Origin of the sequence: Alkalihalobacillus sp. TS-13, assembly GCF_019720915.1 — a bacterium.
Classification (GTDB): Bacteria; Bacillota; Bacilli; order Bacillales; family Fictibacillaceae; genus Pseudalkalibacillus.
The window spans coordinates 3,379,917-3,391,675 of record NZ_JAHKSI010000001.1 but is presented as its reverse complement, the minus strand read 5'-3'; the positions used below and the strand labels follow the sequence as shown (position 1 = coordinate 3,391,675).

General features: G+C 42.5%; 14 protein-coding genes and 2 pseudogenes. 6 read left to right on the top strand and 10 right to left on the bottom strand.

All coding sequences use genetic code 11. The features are described 5' to 3' along the window. The first annotated feature begins 44 nt into the window (after positions 1-44). Together KOL94_RS16160 and KOL94_RS16155 are read left to right on the top strand one after the other, a co-directional pair. Positions 45-509 (top strand): RrF2 family transcriptional regulator, encoded by a 465-nt coding sequence (locus KOL94_RS16160; RefSeq protein WP_221567410.1) that lies wholly within the window; start codon positions 45-47, stop codon positions 507-509. Between the two features lie 478 nt (positions 510-987). Beyond that, positions 988-2,466: a potassium/proton antiporter gene (locus KOL94_RS16155; protein ID WP_221567409.1), complete on the top strand. Its 1,479-nt coding sequence runs from the start codon at positions 988-990 to the stop codon at positions 2,464-2,466. Positions 2,467-2,604: 138 nt separating this feature from the next. Here KOL94_RS16155 and bshB2 read toward each other — a convergent pair whose 3' ends face one another. The 5 genes and pseudogenes from bshB2 to KOL94_RS16130 form a co-directional block, all read right to left on the bottom strand. Further along, positions 2,605-3,267, bottom strand: a complete 663-nt coding sequence (gene bshB2, locus KOL94_RS16150) for a bacillithiol biosynthesis deacetylase BshB2 (protein ID WP_221567408.1) — start codon at positions 3,265-3,267, stop codon at positions 2,605-2,607. A 15-nt stretch (positions 3,268-3,282) separates the two neighbouring features. Further along, positions 3,283-3,630: a YojF family protein gene (locus tag KOL94_RS16145; protein ID WP_221567407.1), complete on the bottom strand. Its 348-nt coding sequence runs from the start codon at positions 3,628-3,630 to the stop codon at positions 3,283-3,285. Positions 3,631-3,759: 129 nt separating this feature from the next. Next, positions 3,760-4,221: pseudogene (locus KOL94_RS16140) on the bottom strand (GNAT family N-acetyltransferase); the annotation flags it as partial. 126 nt (positions 4,222-4,347) lie between these two features. Next, complete coding sequence (locus tag KOL94_RS16135; protein ID WP_221567406.1) at positions 4,348-5,589, bottom strand: aminopeptidase; 1,242 nt, start codon at positions 5,587-5,589, stop codon at positions 4,348-4,350. Between the two features lie 66 nt (positions 5,590-5,655). Continuing rightward, the gene (locus tag KOL94_RS16130; RefSeq protein WP_221567405.1) at positions 5,656-6,906 is read right to left on the bottom strand and encodes a GNAT family N-acetyltransferase; all 1,251 of its coding nucleotides are present in this window, start codon (positions 6,904-6,906) and stop codon (positions 5,656-5,658) included. Between the two features lie 56 nt (positions 6,907-6,962). Between KOL94_RS16130 and KOL94_RS16125 the strand changes: the two genes are divergently transcribed. From KOL94_RS16125 to KOL94_RS16115, 3 genes are all read left to right on the top strand, one after another. Continuing rightward, positions 6,963-7,580, top strand: coding sequence for a flavin reductase family protein (locus KOL94_RS16125; protein ID WP_221567404.1), 618 nt, complete (start codon positions 6,963-6,965; stop codon positions 7,578-7,580). Positions 7,581-7,884: 304 nt separating this feature from the next. Next, positions 7,885-8,571: a uracil-DNA glycosylase gene (locus KOL94_RS16120; RefSeq protein ID WP_221567403.1), complete on the top strand. Its 687-nt coding sequence runs from the start codon at positions 7,885-7,887 to the stop codon at positions 8,569-8,571. Between the two features lie 39 nt (positions 8,572-8,610). Then, the gene (locus tag KOL94_RS16115) at positions 8,611-8,799 is read left to right on the top strand and encodes a DUF5370 family protein (protein ID WP_221567402.1); all 189 of its coding nucleotides are present in this window, start codon (positions 8,611-8,613) and stop codon (positions 8,797-8,799) included. A 36-nt stretch (positions 8,800-8,835) separates the two neighbouring features. Here KOL94_RS16115 and KOL94_RS16110 read toward each other — a convergent pair. Both KOL94_RS16110 and KOL94_RS16105 read right to left on the bottom strand, forming a co-directional pair. Next, a pseudogene (locus tag KOL94_RS16110) lies at positions 8,836-9,113 on the bottom strand (DUF1722 domain-containing protein); the annotation flags it as partial. 208 nt (positions 9,114-9,321) lie between these two features. Beyond that, positions 9,322-9,444 (bottom strand): YuzL family protein, encoded by a 123-nt coding sequence (locus KOL94_RS16105; RefSeq protein ID WP_221567401.1) that lies wholly within the window; start codon positions 9,442-9,444, stop codon positions 9,322-9,324. Positions 9,445-9,563: 119 nt separating this feature from the next. Here KOL94_RS16105 and KOL94_RS16100 point away from each other — a divergent pair, with 119 nt between their 5' ends. Further along, complete coding sequence (locus tag KOL94_RS16100) at positions 9,564-9,782, top strand: DUF2188 domain-containing protein (RefSeq protein ID WP_221567400.1); 219 nt, start codon at positions 9,564-9,566, stop codon at positions 9,780-9,782. 86 nt (positions 9,783-9,868) lie between these two features. Here the strand turns inward: KOL94_RS16100 and KOL94_RS16095 are convergent, their stop codons facing one another. The 3 genes from KOL94_RS16095 to KOL94_RS16085 form a co-directional block, all read right to left on the bottom strand. Continuing rightward, positions 9,869-10,072: a hypothetical protein gene (locus KOL94_RS16095; protein WP_221567399.1), complete on the bottom strand. Its 204-nt coding sequence runs from the start codon at positions 10,070-10,072 to the stop codon at positions 9,869-9,871. A gap of 130 nt (positions 10,073-10,202) precedes the next feature. Beyond that, the gene (locus KOL94_RS16090; RefSeq protein ID WP_221567398.1) at positions 10,203-10,535 is read right to left on the bottom strand and encodes a hypothetical protein; all 333 of its coding nucleotides are present in this window, start codon (positions 10,533-10,535) and stop codon (positions 10,203-10,205) included. After that, on the bottom strand, positions 10,525-11,724 hold the full coding sequence (locus tag KOL94_RS16085; protein ID WP_221567397.1) for a mechanosensitive ion channel family protein: 1,200 nt from the start codon (positions 11,722-11,724) through the stop codon (positions 10,525-10,527). The genes KOL94_RS16090 and KOL94_RS16085 overlap by 11 nt, the downstream gene beginning before the upstream one ends. Positions 11,725-11,759: the final 35 nt, after the last annotated feature.

The window sequence follows — 11,759 nt, the reverse complement described above, 5'->3', positions numbered from 1 at the left end:
AGGATTAAAGGTATAAAACTCCTTAATGAAAGGGGACAGGGATCATGCGACTCACCCAATATACGGATTATTCCTTGAGGGTTCTCATATATTTGACAGCACAAAAAGAAGATCAACTAGTCAACATCAAGGAAATTGCTGAGGTCTACCAGATTTCCAAAAACCATTTGATGAAAGTGATTCATGAATTAGGTAAACTTGATGTCATCAAAACGATCCGAGGAAGGAATGGAGGAATCAAGCTTGCGAAGGCTCCTGAGGAAATCAATGTGGGAGAACTTATCCGAAAGACAGAAGAAGATTTTTATCTCGTCGAATGCTTTGATTCTTCAAACAACTCTTGTATCATCAGTCAAGTTTGCAGACTGAAAGGGGTATTGAATGAAGCTATGCAGGCGTACTTCAAAGTGTTGGATCAATATACATTAGCTGATTTGACGACCAATCGCCACCAGCTACAACACCTCTTTTCAAACCAGGAATCAGACCATATCAGTCCGAAAGCTTAGTGCTGACTTTAAATGTCACCACTGAGCTTTTTTGGTTTTCTGCTTCCTCATAATTATTCCTGTCACAATAGCGGTGGAAATAGACTCGCTTTCCGCGGGCGATCCGCAAGCCTCTTCACTTGCACAGGATCTCAACACAAAAATGAAATCATTTTCGTGTCTGCGATGAGAATTCTTAGAAGCTTTCCTTCTGCTGGCTTCGACGTGCACCACAGGACGTACTTGTACAGGACGTACTTGTACAGGATGTACTGACTTCGACGTTCACCATAGGACGTGGTGGTATTTAGTCGAAGATCCTTTAATAGAGTAGCTCGCCTGCTGGCTTTTCCCGCAGGAGTCTGGTATATTCCCACCCGCTTACAGGTTTTCTTTATCTAATCAAAAGTTTTCAATAGCAACAAACTTTTTTATGGGTAGGATGTTTGTTTTTAGTAATGTCTATTTTATATAATTAAGTTAGATAGGGAGGACGGGCATGGAATTTAGTATAGACGGTACCATTTTACTTGTTTCATTTTTATTGATCATAGGTGTTATTACAGCAAAGTTCTCATCCAGATTGGGATTGCCTTCTTTAGTATTGTTCATCGTGGTCGGAATGGTCCTTAGCCAGTATATTTATTATGATAACGCCATGCTTACCCAATTGATCGGTACGTTTGCGTTGATCGTCATTCTATTTGAGGGTGGTCTCCAAACAGAGTGGCCGGATATCAAGAAAGTTTATAAACCGTCCTTGTCACTAGCTACTGCAGGGGTTCTCTTCACGACGATCGTCACTGGGGTGGCGGCGAAATACATACTCGGAGTCAGCTGGCTTGAGGGGTTTCTTTTCGGTGCCATTGTCGGTTCGACGGATGCAGCTGCGGTCTTTGCCGCTCTCGGGAATAAGAATATCAAAAGAAAGCTCACCTCCACATTGGAAGCGGAATCTGGGACCAATGATCCGATGGCGATCTTCTTGACCGTTTCGTTATTACAATTGATTCAAAATCCAGAGACTAACCCGGGTGTATTGGTTTTCGACTTTTTCTGGCAGATGGGTATCGGTCTTCTGTTAGGTTTACTCTTTGGAAAAACTGCTGTGTGGGTGATCAATAACATCAACCTGGATTCTTCAGGTCTTTATCCCGTTTTATCGATAGCGTTGGCGGTTTTCACTTTTGGAATTACAAGCTTATTTGAAGCTAGTGGATTGCTGGCAGTCTATATCATGGCTGTCTTCCTCGGGAATCACGACATAACTTACCGCCATTCTATCGTTAGGTTCAATGAGGGTTTTGCATGGATGATGCAGATTCTCATGTTCATCTTATTAGGGTTGCTTGTTTTTCCGAATCAGTTGATCGATGTGATTTGGGAGGGAATCCTGTTATCACTCATCCTCATGATTGTGGCAAGACCGGTCGGGGTTTTTATCAGCTTGATGTTTGCAAAATATAACGTCAAAGAGAAATTGTTCGTTTCATGGGCTGGATTGAAAGGAGCAGTTCCAATTGTACTAGCGACTTACCCGATGGTTGCAGGGTTGGAGGACAGTGATCTGATTTTCAATGTCGTTTTCTTCGTCGTCTTCACTTCAGCATTGATACAGGGAGCGACCATTTCACCGCTCGCAAAATACTTTAAGTTTTCGAAAGGAACCAAAGCAGAAGTACCCCATAGTTTGGAGCTCATTTCAATCGGAAAAACAAAAAACGAAATGATGGAGATCCAAATTGAAGATGATGCGACGATTATCGGTGAAGAAATAAAAGATCTGCCGCTTCCTGATGATACATTGATATCTGCGGTCATCCGAAAAGATTCGTTGATCACACCAACTGGAGATACGATCCTGCGAGCAGGAGATACGCTTTATATCCTGGTCCACAAGGCGAAACGTGAGGAAATTAAGAAAATCATCCGCCAAAAAGAAGATAGTGAAGCTGAAAACGAAGAGGAAAAGAGCTGAATTAGGAAGAAAACCAATTTTCCAAAGGTTTTTCTTACCAGAACATTGATTATCTACAAAAATCATGGGATTTCCTACAAAAATTTGAATTTATCTACAAAACGAACAAAGAGGTGACATTCCCTGTCACCTCTTTTCCTATTCAAATTTGTATGTCCAGAACCGTTCATATTTGATCCAGTTCATCAGTTCCTCTTCATTTGCTTGAAGCCGTTTTTTCATACCAGCCATTAGACCAGCTGTTTGACTTTTGTGTGCTTCGATCGTCGCGATCTTTTTATCTTGAACACTGCTTACATCCCGGATGACATCCGGTTCGCCGAGCTTTTCGACACAATCATTAGAAAAAGCGACACACTCGACGCGAGGACGTTTCGATGTCGGTATCCGTTTTACTGCCTTTATGACAGCCTCTCCACACGCTTCATGATCAGGATGGACACTGAATCCAGGATAAAAAGTGATAATAAGTGAAGGATCGAGCTCATCAATGACCTTCGAGAATTCATCAGCAAGCCAATCAGGATCTTCAAACTCGATCGTCTTATCTCGTAAGCCCATCATACGTAAATCATGTATCCCGAGAACATTACAGGCTTCTTGAAGCTCCATCTTCCGAAATTCAGATAAAGATTCCCGATTTGCAAATGGAGGGTTACCCATATTCCTTCCCATTTCACCCAGTGTCAAGCACATATAAGTGAGAGGTGTTCCATTTTCGATATGCATCGCAATCGACCCAGAAACGCCGAAAGCTTCATCATCCGGGTGAGGGAAGATCACAAGTACTTGTTTTTCCATATGTCAGGCTCCTTTCTATTCAAACGGTGCCTCGCTGATTTGAAGTGCTACGGCGAGCTTCCCGTCCATATCATGGCCCGCCATCAACAGGCGGTTTTTCGCATCAAGCTCCCAATGGGTAAGCCCTTCAGCATAGATCCATCCGAGGTCCATTTTCAGTCCAACACGGTAAGGGCCTTCGCCGGTTATTTTACCTCGAGTATAGTTGATTTTCCCATTGCGGATATAAGCACCAGCTGAAAATACCTTTTCGTTGAAATGCGACGCGTAAGCACCGTTGGTCGTTTCTAGATGTATGTATACATCTTTGCCGACAAAACGCTCGATAATTGGCTGTACCTTTGAAATATCAATTGGATCCAAAGCAAAAACCTCCTACGATTCCCGACTCTCATTTATCCATTCCGATAGGATTACTTTTTTACGATTATAACAACATATCATCAAGAAACGAAGAAGAAACGACTATGAGAGGCGTTTTTTCTGGAGCAATCATTGTTTTTTACGTGTGGCGGTCCATTCATGGCTTAATATGCCATACATCAACATGTCATGCCGTTCCCCGTCACGCTGCAGGAACTCGCGCTGAGCGCCTTCATATTTGAAACCGAGGCGTTCGTACAACTTGATCGCACGTTTGTTATAACTAAAGACAGTCAATTGGACGCGATGCAGGTTCAATTCATAAAACGCAAAATTCAATACAAGCTCCATCGTTTCATATCCAAGTCCTTGATTCCAAACATCCTTCTCGCCGATGCCGATCGCGAGCCAGGTATTCCGATGGGCCCCAAGGATTCCGTCTAAATCGACCCAACCGACGACTCTATCATCTTCTATCAAACGGATAGCGAATAGGAACGATTTCTGGTCCCGCGGCTTAAGCTCGACCCATTCCTTGAAATCACGTTGCAGTAATGGAAAACTTGGTGTAGCATCCATGCAGCGCATATATTCATCATCATGGTACTATTCAGACACCTTATCCAGATCTTCTTCTTTAAAACGACCTAAATAGACACGTTCTCCTTTACGAATTGACTTTGCAATCATCGTTTTCCCCCTAATAAAAAAATGCAATTATTGTTTCTTGACCCAACAGCCGTTTTGGAAAACTGGTTCACGCCGTCCATCCCAATGGATTCCATCAATGTTCATTTTAGGCGAACCGATCATGAAGTCGACATGCGTTATACTCATGTTCAACCCAGCATGACTCAACTCTTCACTTGTCATGTTTGTCCCGTCTTCTACACAGAGAGGATACGCTGCCCCGATCGCCAAGTGACATGAAGAATTTTCATCGAACAGCGTATTGTAGAAAATCGTATTCTCTTCTGCAATCGGAGAGTCCTCCGGAACAAGTGCAATCTCCCCTAGATAGTGGGAGCCTTCATCACTATCGATCAAACGTTTCAGCGTTTCCAGCCCCTTTGAGGCATTCATTTTGATGATCTTGCCATCTTTAAAAGTGAGCGTGATATCTTCAATAGCTGTACTACCATAAACCAATGGCATCGTACTTCTCACTGTGCCATTCACACCATCTCTTTTAGGTGCTGTGAATACCTCTTCAGTCGGGAGGTTCGGTGTGAAGAAAAGTCCTTCTTGTGTCGTAGCGCCACCGCCTACCCATAAATGCCTATCCGGTAGTTCCACGATTAGATCCGTGCCCGGTGCTTCTAGATGGAGTTTCTGGAACCGCATCGTGTTCAGTTCATCCACCTTTGAAAGTAAGGAGCCGATATGCCTTTGCCATTGCTCGATCGGGTCATCACAATCCACACGAGTCATGTCAAAAACCGCTTTCCAAAGCATGTCCTGAGCTTCTTCAGGACCATGATCCGGATAAACTTTCCCGGCCCATTTTTCATTAGGGACGCAGACAATACAAAATGCGATTATTCCGGCTTTTCTTGCTGAGGCGATTTGTTTCATCTCAAGAGCAGACGCTTTCAAGACTGCACCGACCCGGTCAGGATCGAGACCTGAAAACGCGTCCGGTTGGGGACTGCGGATGGATAGGAATGCCGCATTCTGTCGAATCAGCTCTTCTGAACGTTTCGTACTCCATTCTGGGAATTCAGTCAGACTTTCTTCAAGGGCATACAGAATTTTAAGCTTTGAGGTTTCCTGATCAATCCAATTGATATATACATGGCGTGCACCTTTTTTGTAGGCAGCTTCGGTCACTTTGCGGACGAAAGGTGCAGCGTCCAAATCGGCATTGATATGAAGGATCTGATTTTTTTGTAAGTTTAGACCGATATTCAGTGTGACTTCAGCAAGATTAACTAGTTTTGTTTCGTATGTCCTGCTCATGACTTCCTCCTTTATTCCGCAGCGCAAGGCTTAGCTACACCAAGATTTGGCTTGACAAGGAATTTTTTAAAAACGGTTGAGGCAGATCGGTTTTTTCCGTGCATTGAAAAGGTCGGTGACGGTGTGTAGATATGCTGTATTAGAAATGGAAGCTTTCCCATAGGTATATAAAGCTTCGAATGGAACAACGCCCATCACAACCGATGAAAAATCAGAAATATCCAGTTTGATTTCAACATCAGCTTTCTTCTCATCAGTGATCGTGAGACTGCCATTTTGGGCATGAAAATGGACGGGACGCGCATTGCCTGGCACAAAAGAATCCTGGATTGTGACGTTCAAAGATACCGTTACGTTGTTGAAGTTGTGATTGGACACTTGTTTCAAAAAGGCTTCAGTATCAAGGATCCTGTACATTAATCCGACCCCTTGTGTATTGCTTTCATGGTAAATATGTGGGATGAGGTGACCTGTACCGTTACTTGGATCTGTCACTACATGATGGAAATGCTCATCCTGAGTATCAAAATAGATTGAGCGGATCTGATCCTGTTGTGAATGGAAGAAGGTAAGCATTTCTGAAAGGACTTCCTGATTCTCGTATAGCATTTCATGAACGATGATGTCATTTTGCAAGAAGGTGTCTTCGGGATTGGATTTGAAAGAAAATCCCGCATACCCCTTCACTTCATCATCTTTTACATAACCGATCGTGTGGTTACCCGGCTGTTTCATCGGGCGTGAGAACCCTTTTACAGTCCGGGTCATCAGACCATGCGTGCGAATAGCCATTTTATTATAGAAATTTACGATTCTTTCGGTATCATCGAATGTAAGATAGACAATGTGTGCTTTCGAAGTGCCTTTCGGCAGATGAGCCGGTTGGATACGATAGCGGTTCATTTTTGCACCATATCCATAACCCATTTGCTTGTAAAAGTCCGGCCGGAATGGATAGAGTGCTGTACAATATGTTCCGCGGTCATGGTAGTGCTGATGGAAATGTTCGAGGAGAGCCTTTGCTACACCCTCTTTTTTATGTAATAGATCGACCGCTACCATACCGATTCCACCTACAGGGATTTTTTGCTCATGAAACATCATCTCAAAATCATGGAACTGCATACCGCCCACGAGTTTCCCCGATTGATAAGCCCCATACAAGGAAGCTGAATCATCATTTTCTTGAATGTCTATGAATCTATCTGTTGTTTTTTCGAGATCGTCTTCCGTAACCAGTTTCATTCCCGGATAAGCACGGCTGACGATGGAGATGAATTGCGCAATATCTTCTACAGGTATTTTTTTGATTTCCATTTCTACATCCTCCTGATTCTTCCATACGACTGTCTTTCATTATAGCAAACTTGAATATGACAAAGAAAACGGATTCATGTGATAATGGAGGAAAAAATGTCGATTTAGGGGCTGATTTTTTGAGGAAACCGACTGATAAAATGGTGATGCATAGTTACCCGGGGTTGGTCGCTATCGTAACCGTATCGTTTGAGGGAGAAGATAATGTCATGGCAGCAGGTTGGCACTCGTACATATCTTATGATCCGCCGATTTATGGTGTTGCAATCGGGAGGGAAAGGCATACATATCATCTCGTAAAAGGAGCTGGGTCATTTGCAATCAACTTTTTACCATATGAAAAAGCTGAATTTATCCAGCAATCGGGAACCTATTCGGGCAGCGATACGAATAAGTTCGAACTGGGTGGTATGGCATTTGACCGTGGGATAACTACGGATACACCGATATTGAAAGATGCTTATGTGGCGTATGAATGTAAGACCATTGAGGTGAACAGCTATGGCGATCATGACTGGTTTGTCGCTGATATCACACAATTTTATAGGGACGAAGCACTGTTCAATGAAAAGGGGATTCCGGATTTTGAAAAACTTGAAATCCCCCTCTATCTAGGGCGATCGAGATATTTGCGCGCCGACTCAAACAGTCTGATCAAGAAATTCATGGTCTAGAAGGGAAACATGTCGTCAATATCTGTCAAATATTCTCGGGGAAATAATTAGAACCGTGTCATAAAACCGCGAATAGAAAGATTCTTTAGATAAAGATTGTCTGAACCAGGGTTAACTTCGGCCAGGAAGAGGAGAAAAAAGCGAAAGGCTGTCCAAACTCGGTCCAACTTAAAACAACAAAGAGCTGAGTTAAACCAACGTATCTGGAAATAAAGTGTTATAGTGTTTCCTAATCGAAAGGGTCAATTATCGTATGCTATACTATTTTTAATCTAGTAATCTTATAAAAATGGGTGAGTAACAAATGGGAATTTTGAAGAACGATTGGTCAGACGTACTTGAAGAGGAGTTTCAAAAAGACTATTATTTGGAGCTGCGTGATCGACTAAAAACAGAATACGAATCTAGTCAGGTTTACCCAGACATGTATGATATTTTCAATGCCCTCCATTTCACTCCTTATGACAAAGCGAAGGTCGTTTTAATCGGACAGGATCCGTATCATGGACCAGGGCAAGCCCATGGATTGAGTTTTTCAGTTCAGCCAGGAGTCCGACAACCGCCATCGTTGCAAAATATCTTTAAAGAGTTGAAACAGGACATCGGCTGTGAACCACCGAATCATGGGTCGCTGATCCATTGGGCTGAACAAGGTGTGTTGATGTTGAATACAGTTCTTACTGTCCGGCACAAGCAACCGAATTCCCATAAAGGTCTTGGCTGGGAGGATTTCACAAACGCCGTCATCCGTACATTGAATGAACGGGAAAAGCCATTGGTTTTCTTGTTGTGGGGGAAACACGCTCAACAAAAGGAAGAGCTCATTACGAATGATCATCATCTGATCATCAAGTCGCCCCACCCGAGTCCATTTTCAGCAAACAGGGGATTTTTCGGAAGCCGCCCATTTTCAAGAATCAACAATTTTCTACGTGAAAATGGAATCGAGGAAATCGATTGGCAAATTCCTCACATAAATGAAACCGACTGAATCTGCTCATACTAGATGAGAACAGAGGAGGTTGATTCTATGGGTGCCATTCAACGAGGTACATATACATTTGAAATCGAGTATAGTGTGTCTCATCAAAACGGCGCAGTCCATGTGTATGAAGACGGTACGTTCAAGCAAGAACTGCCCTTTGAATTCATAGGGGAAAAGCCAGATGAAGCTAAAATCGAAAAAATGATCGACCAGTACTATGACAATCTGACATAATGAAAAAGGAAGGAAACGGCTGATCGTTTCCTTTCTTTACGCGTAATTCCTCCCTTTTCCGGAATCGGACATCTGGACCAAATCCTCGGGATATGGTTCGAAGAAAGACTGTTGAAGCAGATAATCGTTATCAAAACGGATGACTAAGGATTTCAATATGCTTAGCAAGTTACTTAATGGTATTCTTCGTTCCTTGTACCGACTAAGCATGTGAAGGAAATAATCCCGTTCTTTCTTCGTCAAGTCGTCCGAAAATAGCCCATAATATGCTGACATACATTGATGTTCGATGTATACCTTGCGGACTTTTGGAAATTACCCTTTAAGGAAGGTGTTATTCTTAAACTCGTAATAATGAGAAACTGTCCTAAAAGAAAAGTGTTAGACACCTCCAACACAACATTTTGGATTAGAACCACAATTTTTCTCAAAATGCTGTTAAGTTCGGAGATACTCCGACACTTTTAGGACAGCCTCTTTTGACTCCTGAGTTATCGCCAAAGTTTTGCTTTCTCAAGTTTTCTATTTCTTTGTTTTCTTCCTTGCTGAATCGACAGATGGTCCTTTTTCATAGCCTGTTCCTTGTCCTTCAGGCTGGGATGAAGGAAGCCCGATTGTGGTCGGATCTTTTTTCTTTTTCTTCAAAATGATCACCTCCGTTTACTTACTTTTCCCAGAATACCTGACTTAATCAGTTTCTATGTGTAAAAACTTCAGAGAAAGGGAAGTGTTTGTACAAAATAAGTTCAAAGGAGGGAATGAGGATGGGAGATAAAATCTATCACATTTTACCGAATGAAGATAACAATCGTTGGGAAATAAAAGTCGAGGGACGTGGCCGGCCGGAGAAAACGTTTGATACTAAAGAAGCGGCCTACCAGGAGGCGCAGGACCTGGCTGATGCATCACGGCCGAGTCAGGTGGTCATACACCGCCAAAATGGTGAAGTAGAAGATGTAAGTAAATATTCGACAAATGGATGAAAAACATAGAGAAAGAGGCTGCGGTTTCGGTCAGCCTCTTTCCTTCGCATTTTGAAAGTTCTTCCAAAATCTTGGATATTCCTGCTTTAAAGGATTGGTGATCGTTCTTTTGGAACCGTACATGCAATGATTTCAGAGTAATTTGTATCATGCCAGATCGTGATGTCGAAATAGGCAACCAACTTTTTGGTATCAATGCATTTTACTGCAAAATCAAAATCTACAGCTTGATAGTATTCACGGTAAAAAGCAATATGCTGGTCGGTCAGTTCAGGATCATCCTGTGCCAACGGATAGGAATTGCTCGATATCAAACCCCTAATGCACTTGAACAATACCATACCGTTGTATCAGGTTTTTCATCAAAGTTAACCTCTCTGCCATAGATTGGTGATCGTCCCGTAATTTCAAATCCTTTTCCTAAAAAGAAACTGATTTGGTCTTTCCACTGAGCTCTGAATCGTTGGGCGAAAACTTCCTCCATAAGATGGTCCAGCAGCGTAACTGTGGATTAGCTAGCGATACGAAATTTCCTTTACCAGTAAAGCTCATATGGCTAACTAACCGATCTCCATCAAAGGCAAAACATCGGCTTTTCGGATCAAATTCTTTTTGATAGAGGAAGAGTTTTGGCGAAAAGATAGGCTTCCAAGCGTAAGGAAGCTCAGCAGTGACCGTTTCCCAAAATCTATACTGCAAACCAATATCGTTTTTTTTTCCTAAAAAGACCTGATGGTCAGCTTCATTCTCCATCCTCATTTCCATGATGCTGCCCGCTCTTTTCATCCCTGTTATCGATATTACCACTAGGTTTGGTATTAGTAGAGGCAGGGTCTTGTGGTTCGTCACGAACTGGATGCATATGCTGGTGTGTATTTTCCATATAGATGCTTCTGCTAGGAAATGCGATAGAGACGCCTTCTTTATCAAGAATTTCCATGATACGAAGGTTGATATCCTGCTTTACATCCAGGAAGTTTATCCATGCAGTCGTTTTTGTAAAGAAATAGATCATGATATCAAGGCTGCTGCTGTTGTAGTTATCAAAATTGACGATAATCAATTCTGGGTGGACCTCCTTATGCTCTTTCAGCATAGTCCTGATTCTTTCAACCACTTTTTCAAGTTTTTCCTTCGGTGTTGTGTATTCGACTCCCAGATTGAAAGAAATCCTGCGCTTTCGCATCCGCGTCCAGTTCGTTATCGGTTCATTGGCGATATTAGCGTTAGGAACTGTGACATGGGCATCAGCAAAAGTTCGGACTTGCGTGCTCCGGAAGCCGATATCTTCGACAATTCCTTCGACTGACGGTGTTTGTATCCAGTCACCAATTGAAAACGGCCGTTCCATGATGATGACGACTCCGCCGAATAGATTACTCAACGCTTCTTTAGCAGCAAAAGCGAATGCTAATCCGCCAATACCTAAACCTGCAACGAAACCATTTACGTTATATCCCCATTCCTGAGCCAACACACTGATGGCAATCGCTCCGATAACAGCCTTCAGAACCCTGGAGAAGAATGGAATCAGAATCTGATCCATTTGTAAATCCAATCTTCGATGAATGCTCCTGAAAAGAATGGAAGATGACGACGAAAGATTGATCAATCCCCATGTCACCAGAATGATGACGGAGGTCCGGAACAATCTTAAGGGCAAGTGCACATCCTCAGTACGCATCTCCAGGGAGGTATACGCCAGATAGAGGCCCAAGAAAATGAAAAAGGCATTCAAAGGTTTTTCAAAAGCCAATAATATTTTATGAAGGACTTTGGTTGACGTTTTATCAGTCAATCTAGAAATCAACCTGAAAATATATTTTGTAAACAATTTCCTAAAGATGACAAATGCGATGAAGATCATTAGAGCAATACCGACATCAATCCAAAGATCAAGATCGGTAACATAGTCGAGCACTGTATTGTACCATTCCAGCATGACGTAGACTGCACCCCTTATATGTAAGCTATAAA

Excerpts from the sequence above, each read along its gene's own strand:
- KOL94_RS16160 (WP_221567410.1), top strand. The coding sequence starts at position 45 with ATGCGACTCACCCAATATACGGATTATTCCTTGAGGGTTCTCATATAT.
- KOL94_RS16155 (WP_221567409.1), top strand. The coding sequence starts at position 988 with ATGGAATTTAGTATAGACGGTACCATTTTACTTGTTTCATTTTTATTG.
- bshB2 (WP_221567408.1), bottom strand. The coding sequence starts at position 3,267 with ATGGAAAAACAAGTACTTGTGATCTTCCCTCACCCGGATGATGAAGCT.
- KOL94_RS16135 (WP_221567406.1), bottom strand. The coding sequence starts at position 5,589 with ATGAGCAGGACATACGAAACAAAACTAGTTAATCTTGCTGAAGTCACA.
- KOL94_RS16130 (WP_221567405.1), bottom strand. The coding sequence starts at position 6,906 with ATGGAAATCAAAAAAATACCTGTAGAAGATATTGCGCAATTCATCTCC.
- KOL94_RS16125 (WP_221567404.1), top strand. The coding sequence starts at position 6,963 with ATGACAAAGAAAACGGATTCATGTGATAATGGAGGAAAAAATGTCGAT.
- KOL94_RS16120 (WP_221567403.1), top strand. The coding sequence starts at position 7,885 with ATGGGAATTTTGAAGAACGATTGGTCAGACGTACTTGAAGAGGAGTTT.
- KOL94_RS16115 (WP_221567402.1), top strand. The coding sequence starts at position 8,611 with ATGGGTGCCATTCAACGAGGTACATATACATTTGAAATCGAGTATAGT.
- KOL94_RS16100 (WP_221567400.1), top strand. The coding sequence starts at position 9,564 with ATGGGAGATAAAATCTATCACATTTTACCGAATGAAGATAACAATCGT.
- KOL94_RS16090 (WP_221567398.1), bottom strand. The coding sequence starts at position 10,535 with ATGGAGAATGAAGCTGACCATCAGGTCTTTTTAGGAAAAAAAAACGAT.
- KOL94_RS16085 (WP_221567397.1), bottom strand. The coding sequence starts at position 11,724 with ATGCTGGAATGGTACAATACAGTGCTCGACTATGTTACCGATCTTGAT.